This window comes from Klebsiella sp. CTHL.F3a (assembly GCF_019890895.1).
GTDB classification, from domain to species: Bacteria; Pseudomonadota; Gammaproteobacteria; order Enterobacterales; family Enterobacteriaceae; genus Klebsiella; species Klebsiella grimontii.
The window spans coordinates 2,304,849-2,323,039 of sequence record NZ_CP082360.1 but is presented as its reverse complement, the minus strand read 5'-3'; the positions used below and the strand labels follow the sequence as shown (position 1 = coordinate 2,323,039).

At 56.7% G+C, this 18,191-nt stretch carries 16 protein-coding genes; 6 read left to right on the top strand and 10 right to left on the bottom strand.

The genetic code is table 11. The annotated features are described in order from the left end of the window. Positions 1-125: 125 nt before the first annotated feature. The 3 genes from minC to minE are packed head-to-tail and all read left to right on the top strand — an operon-like array spanning position 126 to position 1,933. On the top strand, positions 126-824 hold the full coding sequence (gene minC / locus K7H21_RS10955; RefSeq protein WP_004121969.1) for a septum site-determining protein MinC: 699 nt from the start codon (positions 126-128) through the stop codon (positions 822-824). 23 nt (positions 825-847) lie between these two features. Further along, positions 848-1,660 carry a septum site-determining protein MinD gene (gene minD / locus K7H21_RS10950; protein WP_004121970.1) on the top strand — a complete coding sequence of 271 codons (813 nt, stop codon included), beginning with the start codon at positions 848-850 and terminating at the stop codon, positions 1,658-1,660. 3 nt (positions 1,661-1,663) lie between these two features. Continuing rightward, a complete protein-coding gene (gene minE, locus K7H21_RS10945) occupies positions 1,664-1,933 on the top strand; it encodes a cell division topological specificity factor MinE (protein ID WP_002910902.1) in 270 nt (89 codons plus the stop codon). Positions 1,934-1,999: 66 nt separating this feature from the next. On the opposite strand, the gene rnd is transcribed toward minE, so the two are convergent. From rnd to K7H21_RS10920, 5 genes are all read right to left on the bottom strand, one after another. Then, the gene (rnd, locus tag K7H21_RS10940) at positions 2,000-3,115 is read right to left on the bottom strand and encodes a ribonuclease D (protein ID WP_162626067.1); all 1,116 of its coding nucleotides are present in this window, start codon (positions 3,113-3,115) and stop codon (positions 2,000-2,002) included. A gap of 81 nt (positions 3,116-3,196) precedes the next feature. Continuing rightward, complete coding sequence (fadD, locus tag K7H21_RS10935; protein WP_112166196.1) at positions 3,197-4,882, bottom strand: long-chain-fatty-acid--CoA ligase FadD; 1,686 nt, start codon at positions 4,880-4,882, stop codon at positions 3,197-3,199. A gap of 208 nt (positions 4,883-5,090) precedes the next feature. Further along, positions 5,091-5,675: a Slp family lipoprotein gene (locus K7H21_RS10930; RefSeq protein ID WP_004121973.1), complete on the bottom strand. Its 585-nt coding sequence runs from the start codon at positions 5,673-5,675 to the stop codon at positions 5,091-5,093. Positions 5,676-5,718: 43 nt separating this feature from the next. Then, positions 5,719-6,414 carry a tRNA (adenosine(37)-N6)-threonylcarbamoyltransferase complex dimerization subunit type 1 TsaB gene (tsaB, locus tag K7H21_RS10925; protein ID WP_142468178.1) on the bottom strand — a complete coding sequence of 232 codons (696 nt, stop codon included), beginning with the start codon at positions 6,412-6,414 and terminating at the stop codon, positions 5,719-5,721. Positions 6,415-6,481: 67 nt separating this feature from the next. Continuing rightward, positions 6,482-8,392, bottom strand: a complete 1,911-nt coding sequence (locus tag K7H21_RS10920; protein WP_087828988.1) for an ATP-dependent DNA helicase — start codon at positions 8,390-8,392, stop codon at positions 6,482-6,484. A 132-nt stretch (positions 8,393-8,524) separates the two neighbouring features. On the opposite strand from K7H21_RS10920, the gene K7H21_RS10915 reads away from it, so the two are divergent. Continuing rightward, complete coding sequence (locus K7H21_RS10915) at positions 8,525-8,869, top strand: RidA family protein (RefSeq protein ID WP_004113724.1); 345 nt, start codon at positions 8,525-8,527, stop codon at positions 8,867-8,869. A gap of 171 nt (positions 8,870-9,040) precedes the next feature. Here K7H21_RS10915 and K7H21_RS10910 read toward each other — a convergent pair whose 3' ends face one another. From K7H21_RS10910 to K7H21_RS10890, 5 genes are read right to left on the bottom strand one after another with little or no spacing between them, the layout of a single operon-like run. After that, a complete protein-coding gene (locus K7H21_RS10910) occupies positions 9,041-10,180 on the bottom strand; it encodes an alginate lyase family protein (protein WP_142471362.1) in 1,140 nt (379 codons plus the stop codon). A gap of 7 nt (positions 10,181-10,187) precedes the next feature. After that, a complete protein-coding gene (locus K7H21_RS10905) occupies positions 10,188-11,282 on the bottom strand; it encodes an ABC transporter ATP-binding protein (RefSeq protein WP_004121978.1) in 1,095 nt (364 codons plus the stop codon). 10 nt (positions 11,283-11,292) lie between these two features. Continuing rightward, a complete protein-coding gene (locus tag K7H21_RS10900; RefSeq protein WP_004121979.1) occupies positions 11,293-12,132 on the bottom strand; it encodes a carbohydrate ABC transporter permease in 840 nt (279 codons plus the stop codon). Between the two features lie 9 nt (positions 12,133-12,141). Next, positions 12,142-13,083, bottom strand: a complete 942-nt coding sequence (locus K7H21_RS10895) for a carbohydrate ABC transporter permease (protein ID WP_004121980.1) — start codon at positions 13,081-13,083, stop codon at positions 12,142-12,144. 11 nt (positions 13,084-13,094) lie between these two features. Continuing rightward, entirely contained in the window at positions 13,095-14,384 is a 1,290-nt protein-coding gene (locus K7H21_RS10890) for an ABC transporter substrate-binding protein (RefSeq protein ID WP_049114342.1), read from the bottom strand. Positions 14,385-14,921: 537 nt separating this feature from the next. On the opposite strand from K7H21_RS10890, the gene K7H21_RS10885 reads away from it, so the two are divergent. Next, the gene (locus K7H21_RS10885; protein WP_142445589.1) at positions 14,922-16,160 is read left to right on the top strand and encodes an alginate lyase family protein; all 1,239 of its coding nucleotides are present in this window, start codon (positions 14,922-14,924) and stop codon (positions 16,158-16,160) included. After that, positions 16,160-18,190: a heparinase II/III domain-containing protein gene (locus K7H21_RS10880; protein ID WP_142983180.1), complete on the top strand. Its 2,031-nt coding sequence runs from the start codon at positions 16,160-16,162 to the stop codon at positions 18,188-18,190. The genes K7H21_RS10885 and K7H21_RS10880 overlap by 1 nt, the downstream gene beginning before the upstream one ends. The last annotated feature ends 1 nt before the right edge of the window (position 18,191 follow it).

Below are 18,191 nucleotides of genomic sequence, written 5' to 3'. Positions count from 1 at the left end.
GTTTTACTCGGAATTAGACCTGCGGTCACTTGCCTCTATATATGAGTGACTATAACATGCCTTTTAGTCTTCGGAATATCACCGCACTTCAGCGAGTGATAAACAGCAAATTGAGTAAGGCCAGGATGTCAAATACGCCAATCGAACTTAAGGGCAGTAGCTTCACCTTATCTGTGGTTCATTTGCACGATGCAAATCCCGAGGTTATTCGTCAGGCGTTAGAAGACAAAATCGCCCAGGCTCCCGCCTTTTTACGTCATGCCCCCGTGGTAGTGAATATCAGCAGCATTGAAGATGACGTCGACTGGCGCCCTCTCCATGAAGCTATTGCGGCCACCGGGCTGCGTATTATGGGCGTAAGCGGATGTAAACTTCCTCGGTTGAAAACCGAAATTGACCGCGCCGGGATACCGTTATTAACCGAAGGGAAAGAAAAAACCACCCGTCAGGCCCCGCCAGAACCTGTCGCACCGCCGCCAGTTGTTAATCAGATCACAAAAACGCGTTTGATTGATCAGCCGGTACGTTCCGGTCAGCGTATTTATGCGCCACACTGTGATCTAATTGTTACAAACCATGTGAGTGCCGGGGCTGAACTTATTGCCGATGGTAATATCCATGTATATGGCATGATGCGGGGACGAGCGCTTGCCGGCGCTGGCGGCGACAGAGAAGCCCAAATATTTTGTACGAACCTCTCGGCGGAACTGGTTTCCATCGCCGGGGAATACTGGCTGAGTGATAACATTCCGGCCGAATTTTATGGCAAAGCGGCACGTCTACGTTTAGACGATAGCGCTTTGACGATTCAATCGTTGAATTAATCCCTTTTTAACAAGGAATTTCTATGGCACGCATTATTGTTGTGACTTCGGGTAAAGGAGGCGTTGGCAAGACCACCTCCAGCGCGGCCATCGCTACTGGTTTGGCCCAGAAGGGAAAGAAAACGGTCGTTATCGACTTCGACATCGGCCTGCGTAACCTTGACCTGATCATGGGCTGTGAACGCCGGGTCGTTTATGACTTCGTCAACGTCATCCAGGGCGATGCCACGCTGAACCAGGCGCTTATCAAAGACAAGCGCACGGAGAACCTCTATATCCTCCCGGCCTCCCAGACGCGTGACAAAGACGCCCTGACCCGTGAAGGCGTAGACAAAGTTCTCGAAGAACTGAAAAAAATGGATTTTGATTTTATCGTCTGTGACTCCCCTGCAGGCATCGAAACCGGTGCGCTGATGGCGTTGTACTTCGCTGATGAAGCCATTATCACCACCAACCCGGAAGTCTCCTCCGTTCGCGACTCCGACCGTATCCTCGGCATCCTGGCCTCTAAATCCCGCCGTGCGGAAAAAGGTGAAGATCCGATTAAAGAGCATCTGCTGCTGACCCGCTATAACCCAGGCCGCGTCAACAAAGGCGACATGCTGAGCATGGAAGACGTGCTGGAAATTCTGCGCATCAATCTGGTGGGCGTGATTCCGGAAGATCAGTCCGTCCTGCGCGCGTCTAACCAGGGCGAACCGGTTATTCTGGATGATACCTCGGACGCGGGCAAAGCCTATGCCGATACCGTTGAACGTCTGCTCGGAGAAGAACGTCCTTTCCGCTTCGTAGAAGAAGAGAAGAAAGGTTTCCTCAAACGCCTGTTCGGAGGATAAATTATGGCATTACTCGACTTTTTTCTCTCGCGGAAAAAGAACACGGCCAACATTGCGAAAGAGCGCCTGCAAATCATCGTCGCGGAGCGCCGTCGCGGCGACGCGGAGCCGCACTATCTTCCGCAGCTGCGTAAAGACATTCTTGAAGTGATTTGCAAATATGTGCAAATCGACCCGGAGATGGTCAGCGTGCAGCTTGAGCAGAGAGACGGTGATATTTCGATTCTGGAGCTGAACGTGACCCTGCCGGAAACTGAAGAGTCGAAATCCTGAGCCTGTAAGCGTTAAAAAAACCGGCAACGCGATGCGTAGCCGGTTTTTTACTTTGCAGACTACACGCTAGCGCGGGTACTCGCTTAATAGCGCATTCAGGCGATCGGCCATTAATGCGCCGCGCCAGCCGGAAACCAGCTCAGGCTGCCCGTTGCCGCTTTTTAATCCCCAGTGCCAGTTCAGCAGCTGGTTAATCTGCCTTCTTGAGGCCAGCAGCTCGGCGCTGACACCTTTCTCGGCGCTCACGGTCTGCACAAGCGCTTTAATATCTTTAAACAGCTTGCGGTAGCCCGGCATATCGATCAGGTTCTGCAGCGGCTCAGGCAGCGCCTCTTCCGGCAGCGCCTGCGCTTTCTCGACGAGGCCGATCAGCGTCTTGCCGTGGAAACGAATTTCGCTGCCCGACAGTCCCAGGCTATCAAGTTCCCCCAGACTGCCAGGCATATAGCGCGCCACGTTCCACAAATGTTCTTCTCGAATGACAAAGTTGACGGCCAGGTCGCGCTCCCGCGCTTTACGCAAGCGCCAGTCCGCCAGCAGCTGCAGGCAGCCCAGCTGGCGAGTCCGCAGCTGCCAGGCGTTACCGATATCGCGCCACGCCTCGGCAGGATCCTGCACCTCCTGGCGACGCTGCTGCATCAGCTGACACTCATCCAGCGCGGCGGAGAGCCAGCCTGCGCTGTCGGTTTCGGCCATCAGCTTTCCGGCAATCGGCAGCAGGTACCAGACATCGGCGGCGGCATAAATGCACTGGCGTTCGGTTAGCGGACGCGCCAGCCAGTCGGTACGGGATTCACTTTTATCCAGCGCCACGCCGGTAAACTCTTCCACCATCGACGCAAAGCCCCAGGACATCGGGCGACCGCAAAAGGCGGCCAGAATTTGCGTATCGATCAGCGGCTGCGGCATCAGATGAAAGGCATTAAGGAATACTTCCAGATCCTCGCTACCGGCGTGCAGAAATTTGGTCACGTCCTTATTCAGCAGCAGTTCGCGCATCGGTTCCCAGTCGGTGATGACCAGCGGGTCGATCAGCGAAACCTGGTTGCCGTCGAACAGCTGGAGCAGACCGAGCTGTGGGTAGTAGGTGCGAGTACGGACAAACTCCGTATCCAGCGCAATGGCGGAAACCGCGCTTGCCGCGTCACAGACGGCGCGAAGGCCATCGTTGGTGGTGATCATCTGATAGTTCAAATCATACTCTCTTAACTTGCGCCCATAAAAAACGCCGGCTTAGCCGGCGTCTGGCGATTCACTCTTAGCTCAGGCTTTATTGTCTACTTTAGCGCGGGCTTCGTCACGCAGTTCTCGACGTAAAATTTTCCCGACGTTAGATTTCGGCAGCTCATCGCGAAACTCCACCAGCTTCGGGACCTTGTAGCCGGTTAGCTGCCGACGGCAAAAGGTAATCAGCATCTCTTCCGTCAGCGTCGGGTCTTTCTTGACCACGAAAATTTTCACTGCTTCACCGCTACTGCCGGACGGCACACCTACCGCGGCCACTTCCTGTACCCCGGCGTGCTGCATTACCACATCTTCGATTTCATTCGGATAGACGTTAAAGCCCGAGACAAGAATCATATCTTTTTTGCGGTCAACGATGCGCAGGAAGCCCTCTTCATCCATCACCGCGATGTCGCCAGTATGCAGCCAGCCGTCCTTAATAATTTCCGCGGTGGCATCAGGACGCTGCCAGTATCCCAGCATCACCTGCGGCCCTTTCACGCACAGCTCCCCCGGCTCCCCCGGCGGCACTTCATTATCGTCGTCATCCACTAGCTTCGCTTCGGTGGAGGGCACCGGCAGACCGATGCTGCCGCTGTGATAGTCAATATCGTGCGGGTTGACGCTCACCAGCGGCGCACACTCGGTCAGGCCATAGCCTTCAAGCAGATACTGCCCGGTCAGCTTAACCCAGCGTTCGGCCACCACCTGCTGCACCGGCATGCCGCCGCCGGCGGAGAGATGCAGGGAGGAGAAGTCGAGCTGCTGAAACTCTTTGTTATTGAGCAGCGCGTTAAACAGGGTGTTGACCCCGGTCATCGCGGTGAAGGGATATTTCGCCAGCTCTTTGACCAGGCCCGGAATGTCGCGCGGGTTGGTGATCAGCAGGTTCTGCCCGCCCAGCTCGATAAAAAGCAGGCAGTTCATGGTCAGCGCAAAAATGTGATACAGCGGGAGCGCGGTAACGACCAGCTCTTTGCCGCGATGCAGCAGCGGTCCGTAGGTGCCGTTGACCTGTTCAAGGTTAGCCAGCATATTGCGATGCGTCAGCATCGCCCCCTTCGCCACGCCGGTTGTTCCGCCGGTATACTGGAGAAAGGCGAGATCCTGAGAGACGATTTCCGGCTTGATGTACTGCATACGGTAGCCGTACTGCAGCGCGCTGCGAAACGAAATGGCGTCCGGCAGATGGTATTTTGGCACCAGCCGTTTGATGTACTTCACCACAAAGTTAACCAGAGTGCCTTTCGCTGGGGAAAGCTGATCGCCCATACGGGTTAAAATCACGTGCTTAACCTGGGTTTTATCGACCACCTTTTCCAGGGTATGCGCGAAGTTAGAGACAATCACGATGGCGGCGGCGCCGCTGTCGTTGAGCTGGTGCTCCAGTTCGCGTGGGGTGTAGAGCGGATTGACGTTCACCACAATCATCCCCGCGCGCAGGATACCAAACAGCGCCACCGGATATTGCAACAGGTTCGGCATCATGAGGGCGACGCGGTCGCCTTTTTGCAGGCCCAACCCTTCCTGAAGGTAAGCGGCAAACGCCCGGCTGCGCTCCTCCAGCTTACGGTAGGTCATCACCTCGCCCATATTGATAAATGCCGGTTGGTCGGCATAGCGGCGCACGGCGTGTTCAAACAGTTCAACCAGGGATTGATAGCGGTCAGGGTTTATCTCCGCAGGAACGTCCGCGGGATAACGGTTTAGCCAAACCTTTTTCACTGCATCACCTCTGAAATAGTTATTCGTCGTCATCACAGCCCCTGATCAACAAACATTCTGTTAACATTATATTAACTCAGCGTACCAGTTTATTAATTAGGCGTTGTACAGGTTGCGAAGCGCGTCACTATTTATTTTTCTTATTTGACTGAAAACGAAGAAACAGCGGACCAGCCGCTGTTTCTTTTTGCTTACAATATCTACAAAATCATTCTGTTACGACGTTTCTGACTTCGGCAGGGCCCGGGTTATACCAGCCCCAGCCGCCGTAACCGTAGCCCCAAGGCCGCGGGCCGAACATCCACGGGTCCATCATTGGCTGCGGGGGCATGACCACCTGCTGCACAACGTTCCAGCGCTTGTAGCCGGTCGCATTCATCAGCATGAATTTATACGGCGTATTCCCCACTTTGCCGTCGACGACGCCGACGATGGGGCCAACCACGGTGACCAGTTGCCCACGAAAATCCACCGGGTCGATAAAGCCGTTCACGTCGGCAAAAATACGCCCACGCGACGGTTCGCCCAGCTCCGGGCGCGCGGCGCCGTCGAGCGGAACGGTGGCAATTTCCAGGCGGGTTTTACCCTGCTGGTTCTGCACGCTAACCACCTTGCCGCCAAAACGCGCTTCCTGACCGACATACAGCTGCGGCGCGTTCATCACCCGGACTAAATCCTGCTGCGGCGTCGGAGTGGTGCCCTTTATGGCATCCGGTACCGAAGCGCACCCGCTCAGCGCAGCGACCACTGCCGCCGCGACTAACCAACGCACTACCCTTTTTTGACCCGCCATGACGCGACCCCTTCCTTCTTCTCAGACTTATAGTTACTGAGATTCACTCGCGGCCAGGAAGTTTCTTCCACGCCACTTCATTACGTAAATAAACCGGTTCAGCGTGTTCGACGGCCACGGTTTTTCCCGCCGTAAACAGGTGGCAGGCCAGCGGCAGCATATCCTGCGCTTCAGGCAGCTGAATAGCGCCATCGGCGAGCGTTAAACCGTAGCCGTTAGCCAGATCCGGCCACGCCTGCCAGCCGGTGCCAACGGTGGCCCACTCGCCTTCCAGCTGCTGCAGACGCTCGCGAACCGCTTCCGGCTTAAGCACCGCTTCACTCTCTTCGCCGTGCCAGACGCCCTGCTCATCGCGCTGATATTCCGCCCAGTAGACCTCGCCCATTCTGGCGTCGATGGCCGCCAGTACGCGGGTTGCGCCGGTTTTGCGCCACGCGCCCTGCGCCATGGTTGCCAACGTGGACACGCCGATCATCGGCAGCTCGGCTCCCAGCGCCAGCCCCTGGGCGATACCGATACCGATACGCACGCCGGTGAAGCTCCCCGGCCCGCGGCCAAAGGCCAGCGCGTCAAGGTCGGTTAATTGCGTGCCGCTTTCATTGAGGACCTCCTGCACCAGAGGCAGGATACGTTGGGTATGTTCACGGGGGCAGATTTCAAAATGAGCACTGAGGGTGCCATCATTCCACAGCGCCGCGGAGCAGGCCTCCGTGGCGGTATCGATAGCTAAAATTCGCATGGGTTGTCGCGCTCTCGCTCTAGCAGATTGACAAAATGGCGCGCAGCTTACCACATTTTGCGTCGGATTACCTCGCCGGCGGCACCGCAAGAAAGCGTACCGCCCGGCGGATGTCGCGCGTGCGCGGCGCGGGCGGCAGGCTGGCGAGGAAGGTCGCACCGTAGGGACGCATCACCAGACGATTGTCGCAGATAACCAGTACCCCACGATCGGTAACATCGCGGATCAGACGCCCCACGCCCTGTTTAAGAGTAATCACCGCGTCCGGGAGTTGCACCTCATCAAAGGGATCGCCGCCGCGCAGACGGCAATCCTCCATCCGCGCTTTGAGTAGCGGATCGTCCGGTGAGGTGAACGGCAGTTTGTCGATAATCACCAGCGAGAGGGCATCGCCGCGCACGTCCACGCCTTCCCAGAAGCTGCTGGTCGCCACCAGCAGCGCATTTCCGGCGCTGACGAACTGCTGTAAAAGCTGACCTTTACTGGTTTCCCCCTGCAGCAGCACCGGCAGGGTCATGGTGGCGCGAAACTGCTCCGCCAGATCGCGCATCATGGCGTGGGAAGTGCACAGCATAAAGCAGCGCCCGTCGTTGGCCTCAATCAGCGGTTTGAGCATCGCTGCCAGATGCCGCGCCGCGCCGGGTTGGTTGGGTAACGGCAGATTTCGCGGCACGCACAGCAGCGCCTGATGGGCATAATCAAAGGGGCTGGGCAGCAGCAGCGTTTGCGCTTCGCCAATGCCCAGGCGATCGGTGAAATGACGTAAATCGTCATTGACCGAGAGCGTCGCCGAGGTAAAGATCCAGCTTCCCGATTTTTGCGCCATCACCTCTTTAAATTTATCCGCCACCGTCAGCGGGGTCAGCGCCAGGGTGAAGGTACGTGAAGTACACTCATACCAGTAGCTAAAGCCCGGCTGGCTGGTCTCTTTTAGCCGCTTCAGGCGGCCGCGATAAAGGGTTGCCCGCTCAAAGGCGGCATCAAGCAGCGCCGAGCGGCCCAGCGACAGCTTTGCCACGTCGTAACAGAGTTCGAGCGCATCATCAAGCAGCAGCAGCGCGCGCTGAATGTTGTGGTCAGCCAGTAGTTCGCGCAGATTGCCGCGATAGCCTGGTTCCCCTAGCTGCAGGCGAAAATCCTGCGCGCTCTGGGCCAGTCGGTCGGCGCACTTCTGCAGCTGCTGGGTGTCTTTGAGCTCGGTACGATAAGCAATCGTGATATCTTTCGCCAGGTCCAGCAGCTGGCGGCTGGAGAGCGATTGCCCAAAGTACTGGCTGGCGATATCCGGTAGCTGATGCGCTTCGTCGAAGATCATCACTTCCGCTTCGGGAATCAGCTCGGCAAAGCCGCTCTCTTTGACCACCATATCGGCGAGGAACAAATGATGGTTGACGACGACCACGTCGGCATCCATCGCCTTTTTCCGCGCCTTAACTACAAAACAGTCTTTATATAACGGGCAGTCGCTGCCGAGGCAGTTGTCGTTGGTGCTGGTGACCAGCGGCCAGGCCTGGGAATCTTCGGCGACGCTAACGCAGGTGCTGATATCGCCATCGACGGTTTGGTTAGACCATGAACGCAGCAGAATAACGTCGCTGAGGGTTTGCACCGGCAGGTCTCCCCCGGCAAGGGCCTGCTGCTCCAGACGCTCAAGGCACAGGTAGTTCGACCGCCCTTTCAGCAGGGCCAGCTTGCCGGTGTACTTCAGCGCTTTGGCGACGGTAGGCAAATCGCGACTGTAGAGCTGATCCTGTAGCGCTTTCGAGCCGGTGGAGATAATGACTTTCTTGTTGGCGCGCAGCGCCGGCGCCAGGTAGGCGTAGGTTTTCCCGGTCCCAGTGCCCGCTTCAACCACCAGCGGACGGGTTTCTTCAATCGCGCTGGCGACGGCGAAAGCCATCTGGCGCTGCGGCTCGCGCGGTTTAAATCCCGCAATCGCGCTGGCCAGCTGGCCGTCTGCTGCAAAATCGTCGATCACATTACCCCCTGGTTATTTGGACAGTGATTATGTCAGGGTGGAGGGGTTTTCGCCAGTGCGGGTAGTGACGCAGGTGCAACATTGTGGCAGTCTTGCCGCAGCTTAATGAACCGGAACAAAGAGGAAATAAACATGACCATTACGCGTATTGATGCCGAAGCCCGCTGGTCTGATGTGGTGATCCACAACCAGACGCTGTACTACACCGGCGTGCCGTCCAACCTGGATGCCGACGCCTGCGCGCAAACCGCCGATACCCTGGCGCAGATTGACGCGGTGCTGGAGAAACAGGGCAGCAGCAAGTCGCGTATTCTTGATGCGACGATTTTCCTTGCCGATGGCGCAGACTTTGCGGCGATGAACCAGGCGTGGGATGCGTGGGTCGTCGCCGGTCATGCCCCGGTGCGCTGTACGGTACAGGCGAAGCTGATGAATCCTAAGTACAAAGTCGAGATTAAAATCATCGCCGCAGTGTAAGACAGCCGTGGCCCCGTAGCCCGGGCAAGCGTAGCGCCGCCCGGGAAGAAGCCGCGCCAAAGCCGCTATCCGGCGCATTCCCCGGATAGCGGCGTAAACGCCTTTTACGGGCTACATACCAGCCAGGCCGACCAGCCACGGCGCCGTCAGGAGGCAAGAAGCATTGTTCTATCAGCCCGGACACCACATGAGCTGTTCCTTCAGCTGCAGCGTCTCCTGCGGCACACATTTCAGCGCTTCACGATAGCTGGCAGATTGTTTTGTGTAGCCCCTCACTGACTGCAGCAGCACGCGCAGCGCGCTATCCCACACGATTCCCTGCAGGTCGCTGTAGGGCCAGAGATCCGGTTCCCGAATAAACGGCACCAGGTAATCGATCCCCTGCTTCACGCCTCGCCCATCGCGGATGGCGTTCCAACGGTCAAACTCGACGTGCTCGGCATAGCGGTTGAGCAGCAGATGCGCTTCCAGGTTAAACAACGAGTAGTGGAAAGGGATGGTACGTTCGAGCTCCATGGTCTGTTTGCCATCCTGATCAATCTGCGCCGCCATCCGCTGGGTGATCCCCTGCTCGATGATCCGCGCCGCCAGCCCTTTATCGCCATAGAAAAGCGCGTTAACCGTCCGCTGGGCGTCGTACCAGGTGCCGTGGTTGTTGTGCCAGACGTACTCTGAGTGGCCGATGTCGCTGTAGTACATCCAGTGGTTAAAATCGCGGAACCACTGGTGCAGGCCGATTATATCGTCGGTATCAAGCACACTCGCCGTGTTAATCAAACCGATGGTGTCCACCACCATCCACATTAAGCGGGTGTCAATCAGCCCGGTGCCGCGGCCGGAAACAATCCCCGGGATAGCCTGGCCATAGTTCAGATGCGGATTCATTCGCGTGTCGGCATCGAGGAACCAGCAGCGGATCTGCGCGGCCGCCGCCTGCGCGTACTGGCGCTGGCCGGTGAAGTACCACGCCAGTCCCAGGGTCAGACACCGTTCACACATGCGGATAATGCGCGAGGTGTCGGTATCGTTGTTCTCACACTGCGGATTAATATGCCCGTCGCGGCGAATATAGGGTAACCCGTTGGGACGCCGCGGGTTTGGCCACCAGTAGGTCCCCAGACTGTAGTAATCGTGCGCATCGCCGCTCGCCGGGCGCAGTTTTTTGTGCACCACGCTTTCCGGCGCTTCACGGCGCAGAATGTCAGCCTCCGACACCAGCTTGCTCAGCGCCAGCTGCAGCGGCGAAAACGGCTGTTTTAAGCCCGCCCGGGCGTTTTCCAGGCAGGTTTCATCAAGGGTGTACAGCTTCATCGCCACCTTAATTTACCTCCCGGCACGCTATGCGTTGACCGCTTTGCGCATCGAACAGGTGCACGCCCGAGAGTTTCGGCTGTAGCCAGATCTTATCCCCCTCTTTTACTGCCAGACGCTGTTTGAACACCGAGGTAAACGCCCCGCCGCCGGTATCGCAGAACAGCTGCATATCCGAACCGGTGTTCTCCACCGCCGTCACCGTCGCCGCCAGCGCATCGTCGCGCGCTTCATGGACCACGTTGACCTGCTCGGGGCGAATGGCGTACACCACCTGCTGGCCGTCGATCACCCGTAAACCCGCAGGCAACGCCAGCAGCGAGCCATCTTTCAGACGCAAGCTGGTCGCGTTGCCGTTCAGCACAACCTCGCCGGGAAGCTGGTTAATCTCCGGCGAACCGATAAATCCGGCCACGAACAGATTCGCCGGCCGGTCGTACAGCTCCAGCGGGGTACCCGCCTGTTCAATTCGCCCATCGCGCAGGACGACGATCATCTGTCCCATGGTCATGGCCTCAATCTGATCGTGGGTGACGTACACCGAGGTAGTTTTCAGTCGACGATGCAGTTCGCGGATCTCGCCGCGCACCTGGGTACGTAGCTTGGCGTCCAGGTTGGAGAGCGGTTCATCGAATAAAAACACCTGCGGCTTACGCACGATCGCCCGCCCCATCGCCACGCGCTGGCGCTGGCCGCCGGAGAGATCTTTGGGCAGGCGCTCCAGTAGCGGCTCCAGCCCCAGTAGCGCCGCCGCTTCATTAACCTTCTGATTGATCTCCGCTTTTGGCAGTTTAGCCATCTTCAGGGCAAAGCCCATATTTTCACGCACCGTCATCTGCGGGTAGAGCGCATAGCTCTGGAACACCATCGCAATGTCGCGTAGCTTCGGCTCCACTTCCGTGACGTTACGCTCGTTGATGTGCACGTCCCCGCCGGAGATCTCCTCCAGTCCGGCGATCATGCGCAGTAGCGTGGACTTTCCGCAGCCGCTGGGCCCCACAAGGACGCAGAACTCGCCGTCCGGGATTGTCAACGACACGTCTTTAATCACGTGCGCATCACCATACGATTTACGGACGCTATTCAGTACAACAGATCCCATCGGTAACTCCTTATCCTTTGACCGCGCCGGACATAATCCCGCGATTGAAATGTTTTTGCAGACCCAGGTAGACGATGATGCTGGGCAGCATCGCCAGCAGCGTTATGGCGATAAAAATATTCGGCGTGATGCTCTCATCGGTACGCAGCGTACCAAGGATCACCGGAATGGTATTCAGGCTGTCCTGGTTGACCACGATCAGCGGCAGCAGGTACTGGTCCCAAATCATAATAAAGCCGAAGGTCACCACCGTTCCGAGCGCCGGTTTCACCAGCGGCAGGATGACGTGGAAGAAAATCTGCCACTCGTTAGCGCCATCAATCCGCGCCGCCTCCTCCAGCTCTTTCGGAATCGCCGACATAAATTCAGTCAGGACAAAGATAGAAAACGCCCAGCCGACAACCGGTAAAATCATCCCGAGGTAGCTGTTGTACAGCGAGGCGTCGATGAACGGCAGCCGCCAGTTAATAATCATGTACAGCGGAATGGCGATAACCTCTTCCGGCAGCATCATGGTGGACAAAATCACCAGGCTCACCAGCGCCACGCCGCGAAACTTCTTACGCGCCAGCGCATAGGCCGCCAGCGCGCTGACCGACACCTGCAGAACGGTGCCGAAGAACACCACCAGAATGGAGTTCAGCAGATACTGCCAGACGCCAATATCCATCCACGCAAAGATGAAGTTTTCAAATGAGAACTGATTCGGCCAGGCCAGCAGTTCGCCCGGTTTCACCGGCGCACCGCTGAATGCCGTGGCGACGATGCCCCAGAACGGACCGACAAAGACAATCAGTAGCAGCGCGTAGATGCACCAGCGTCCTGCGGTATCCCAACGTTTACTTAACATCGCGGCTCCTTAGTAACGGGCGATACGTTTTTTCAGCGTCAGATGACAAATGGTTAACAACACCGTGAAGGTGAACAGCAGAAACGACACCGCCGAAGCGTAGCCATAGTCAAACTGCTCAAAACCCAATTTATAGATGTGGGTCATGACCATTTCCGTGGCGTTAGACGGTCCCCCGCCGGTGGTGGCATACACCTCGGCAAACACGCGAAAACCACGAATAAAGGAGAGCATCAGCACCACCGAGAGCGCCGGGATCATGCCAGGCAGCGTGACGTAGCGCAGGCGGTTCCACCAGCTGGCGCCGTCGACGTTCGCCGCATCGTATAAATCGCGGCTGATCCCCGCCAGGCCGGCAATAAAAATCACCATGTTGTAAGGCACCGCCTTCCAGATATGCAGCAGCATGATGACCCCCAGCGCCTGATCGGAGCTAGCAAGAAAGCCCTGGTCGGCGACGCCAAACCAGCTCAGGATGTGGTTAACCACGCCGTTGGGCGTTGGGTTGAATAAAATTCGCCACATTTCGGCGACGATCGCTGCGCTGGTGACCGCGGGTAAAAAGATGGCGGTGCGAATAAAACGCAGATGGCGCGCCGGGCCTTCCAGCAACATGGCGAGAAAAAAGGCCAGGATAGCCGCGGCGAACATCGTTACCACAACGTACAGCAGCGTGTTCACCACCGCCGCGTGCAGCTCGGCGTCGGCAAAAGCGCGGGTGAAGTTATCCAGCCCTACCCACTCGTTCGGCTGATTAAAGTTGACTTTGTAAAAGCTCATCACCAGACCCTGAATCATCGGGATAAACTTAAACCAGCTGAAAATAATTAGCGCAGGCGCTAAAAACAGCCACGGGATCAGCGCCCGCTTACGCTTTGCGCTCAGCCATCCGGCCGAGTCAGGCGAAGCGGCCTGCTTTATCGGCGAGGACTTCGTCTCATGCAGCGTCATAACCTATGTCCTCAGTTAGCCAGCACATTTTGTTTTTTCAGCTCAGCGTTCACCTTGCCGTCGAGCGTCTTCAGCTCAGCGGCAATATCGCTGCCGCAGTCGGCAAAAATGCGGTTAAAGCCTTCGGCTGCCACCTGACGTACCGGCGTCCAGTTGGGAATTTGCGGTACGTAGCGCCCCTGTTCATTGTAAAGTCGGGCGAAAGTCTCCCAGCGCGCGTCCTGATAAACGGCTTTGACGTCGACGTTCTTATTCACCGGCAGGCGCACCACCGGTATATGCTGGCTGCCTTTACCCATGCCGATTTCCTGACCTTCCGGGGAGATCATAAATTCGATAAATTGACGCGCCGCCTCTTTCTGTACACTGCTCTTCATCATAAAGACCGTGGTGCCCTCGGCGAGGGTGGCCTCACCTTTCGGCCCCACCACCGGAATCACTTCAAAGTTGTCTTTACCAGGGTCTTTATCGAACAGCGCGATATGGTACGGGCCGCTGAAGAACATGCCGCTTTGCCCGGAGCGGAAGGAGGGAATAACGTCGGCGGTAGTGGCGTTAATCGCACCCGGCTGCGTGACTTTGTCGCACATCATAGTGCGCATAAAGTTCATCGCCTGAGCCACTTCCGGCGTATTGAGCGAGGCGCTGAATTTTCCGCTGCGTTCCGTCACGAAATCACCGCCCGCCTGCCAGATAAAGCTGCTCATAAACCAGCTGGCGTAGCCGCGCGTTGTGGAGGCGGGAACGATAAATCCGTAGGTATCATTTTTACCGTTGCCATCGGGATCCTGGGTGGTGAAGGCTTTTGCCAGGGCCTGAATATCATCCCAGCTCTTCGGCTGCGGCAGCCCCAGTTTTTCCCGCCAGTCTTTGCGCACAAACAGGGCGAAAGTTTGCGCGGAGGTCGGTACGCCATAGTATTTACCGTCGATATAGCGGGTACTCTTCCATGCCGTCTGGAATAGCTGGTCGCCGCCCGCGATCGCCTGCGGGTCAATTTCTTCAGCAATACCCAACTGGATAAACTGCCCCAGCGACGCCGCATCGTTAAAAATCAGATCGGGTAAGGCGTTTCCCGCCGTAGCGCGCGCCAGTCGCTGTTCAAAGTCGGTAGTGGCGTTGAAATACTCAATTTTGATACCGGTTTTTTCTTCAAACTTTTCCGCCTCTTGTTTGTAGATATTCTTCGAGTCATTGCTGGCGCGGATCCAGACGTTGAGCGTAGTCGCGGCGTAGCTTTGGCTAACGCCGAGCCCGAGCGCGGTAAGAAGTAACAATGAACGCAATTTATTGGCAGACATGATGGCATATCCTTTATTGTAGGGCACAAAGGTAATTAAATTCTCAATTAATACATAAAAAGAAATTTGAATATTGCTCAGGCGTTAATACAGCTGACGCAAGAAATATTTCCATTCATTAGATAGAAATGTATTTCCCAATACAACCATGCAAAAAAGAAATTGCGTTTCAAAAATCAGAAAATTGAGACAGATCACACCAAAAAGTGACAATAAAAGTGACAATAAAAGTGACCAAAAATAAATAATAATAAAAATCAACAAGTTATAAATTTACTGTTTTTGTTAAAAAAATCAAAAAGTATAGAAAAATGGCAAAATACGTGATGCACACTGCATTAATAGCGTCATTATTTATCCAGGGCGTTAAACTTGAAGGAGGTCACAAAAAAAATCACTTTGTCTTTTACACTGCTCGCCATCGAATATTTAAATATATTGTTTTTAATTACACCGCCTGTTTTGCGCGTCCTTTAAATACGCGTCAGGTATAATTTTTTTGTTATCTTTTCTCATATTTGCAGAAGGGTTATCACGATGAACTCAATACCTCGCCGAGGTTTGTTAGGCATTGCGCTGTTTTGTTCCGGCCTGAGCGCCTCCTCATATGCCGCTGAGCCGTACACGCTAGACGGAAAGGATTTAGCCTTCAGCCGCCAGCAGATTGCCGCGAAAGACCCGCTATTTGTTCAGGCGCAAGCGGCTCTGCTAAAAAAAGCCGACCTGGCGCTCAAGCATCCGCTGTTCTCGGTGATGGATAAAACGCTGGTCGCCGCCAGCGGCAACAAGCACGACTACTACAGTTTTCCACCTTACTGGTGGCCAAACCCTGATACCCAGGACGGGCTTCCCTATATCCGCAAAGATGGGCAAACCAACCCTGACGCCAATAGCGACGCTACCGATAAGAACCGGCTGGTGAAGATGAGTAACGACGTGTCAACGCTGGCGCTGGCGTGGTACTTCTCTCACGACGATCGCTACGCGCAAAAAGCGGCGGCGCAGTTAAAGCGCTGGTTTCTCGATCCCAAAACGCGCATGACCCCCAACCTGCAGCATGCCCAGGCCATTCCCGGTATTAATACCGGACGCGGTATCGGCATTATTGATAGCCGCGCGCTGGTTGACGTCGTTGACGCGATCGCCCTGCTGCAATCCTCATCTGCGCTGAACGATAACGACGTTAGCGCTTTAAAGCAGTGGTTTGGTGACTATTACCACTGGATGACCACCAGCCAGAACGGCTTTGAAGAAGAGAACTGGCATAACAATCACGGCAGCTATTTTGATATGCAGGCCGCCGCCTTCGCCCTGTTCAGCGGTAAAATCGACGAGGCGAAAAAGCGCCTGTACATCACCCAGCTGCGGCGTATTGCGGGACAATTTGATATTGAAGGCCGCCAGATGGCCGAACTGGAACGCACGCGTCCGTGGCACTACAGCAATTTCAACCTCGAAGCCTACAACCGCCTCGGGCGACTGGGCGAAAAAGCGGGCGTCGATATCTGGAACTTCACCCTCGACGACCATAGCCTGCGCAAAGGCTATCAGTACATCGCCGGGTTTATTAACAGCGATACGCCATGGCCCTGGAAAGACCTCGATAAAATGGATGACAAGAAAGCGCTGCGCAATATCGCCACCGCCGCGCACGCCTGGCCGGAAGATCCGCTGTTCCGTGACAAAGCGCAGTGGCTGCGGGCGAAGTATCCCGACGATATCACGACGCTCATCGCCCCGCTTTCCGCATCGTCAGAGGTCAGGGATAACCGCTAATGAAACAATTTTCTGGGCTCTGGCCCGACATTGTCGGACGCGCAGCCGCGAATAGCGGACTGCTTGAGCGGCTGGTGAAAGATGCGCAGCCGGTACTTCAGGCAGCGGTTCGCATTCCGCAGTCAGGCATCGCCAGCTGGAATCTCTACTACTTTTGTCCGCGCCACGGCGTACGCCTGACGTGGCGGGCGGATACGCCCCACCAGCATGCCTGCCCGGTCGATGGGGAACTATTTAGCGGCGAACCGTGGGACGGCGCCTGGTGGCGCGAGATGAATGGCCGAAACGCCAGCGCCTGTCAGCAGCTTGGCCTGCTATGGCGGCTGACCGGCGAAACAGCGTATCGCGATAAAGTTCGCACGCTGCTGATGGGTTACGCGGATGTCTATCCCGGCTATGAGATTCACGGCGATATTCCCAACAACGGACCGGGAAAGATGAACGCCCAGACGCTGTGCGAAGCCAACTGCATTCTGGAAATGGCGCTGGGTTATGACTTTATTCGCGACAGCCTGACGCCCGGCGAGCAGCGGCATATCAGTGAAAACCTGCTGCGCTGTGCGGCCACGTTTTTGCGCGACCATCGTAGTCCGCAGATCCATAACCATGAGGTCAAAATCAGCGCGGCGCTTGGCGTACTGGGTTTCGTCCTCGAAGATGAAACCCTGCTGGAGTTTGCCGTTAACCAGCCGTATGGCCTGCGCTGGCAGCTGGAAAACGGCCTGCTGGCGGAAGGGCTCTGGTTTGAAGGTTCGATTCACTACCACTATTACGCGCTGCAGGGTTTTTTTGCCTTCGAAAAGCTGGCGCGCGGCAGCCGCTGGAGCCTGCTGGACGGTCCCTGGTATCAGGCGATGCTGAAGTTCCCACTGTCGCTGCTGCTGCCGGACGGCACTTTCCCCCGGCTTAATGACTGCCTCGCCGGGCAGGAGAAACTCCATCACCGGGATCTGTACGAGTTCGCCTGGTTTATCTGGCGTGACCCGCAGTACGCCGCGGTCCTGCAGTTTACCGAAACGGCACCCGATGAGCGTGAAACCCTGCTATGGCGCGAACGGCCTCTGCCGGAATCCCGCCTGCCGCTCATCCCACGGCAGTCGCTGTTTGCGCCGGGCGCGGGTCTGACGCTATGGCGACGGCCGCAGCAGGCGCTGCTGATTAAGCACAGTCCCTGGGGCGGCGAGCACGACCATTACGACCGGCTGGGGCTGATGCTCTGGCATCGCGACGGCTGGCTGCTCACGGATATGGGCACCACAGGATACGGCGCGAAAATGCACTACGACTATTACAAAAACAGCGCCACCCACAATACGCTTTGCGTTAATCAGAGCAACCAGCCTCCGGCCAACCCGCAGATGCTGGGCTGGCATATGGATGACGACTTTCTGTGGCTGGATAGCGAGGTTGATTGGGGCAAACCGCCGCCGGAGCTCAACAGCCATAGCCGCGTCGAGTGGGACGATACGGCCTGGCGGGACGTGCGCTTCCGCCGTCGCCTGCTGTGGCTTGAAGATGTGCTGATCGATCTGTCCTCCGTGGAGAACCCGCATCGCCAGCAGCTCGACTGGACGCTACATCTGGCGGCACAGGCGCTGGACCAGAGCGGCTTGGCCCAACCTTTTTCGCTCAGCGGGCCGCTGCGGCGAATGACCGAAGCAACCGTGACGCCGCTGAACGGCTGTCAGCCGCGCCACTTTGCACGCGGCGGCGATACCGTTGCGCTCTGGCTATCCGGTGATGGTGAACTCTGGCAAGGGCTGGCGCCCGATAACCCGGCGATTCGCAATCTTAGCTATCTGGTAATACGTAATCACCTGCCGCAGGCGCGTTTTGTGTGTCTGTGGGATCTGGCAAACAGCGCGCCGCTGACGGAAGTGAACGTGCATCATACGCCAGTCGGTACGCAAATTACCTTCTGGCGCGGCGATCGCGTGACGCACGTGACGCTATACGACGAGCCAGGAAAACGACCTGATGCGATCCTTCCGCTCGCGGAAAGCGGCGTCTCACCTCAGTACGCAGAGTAAT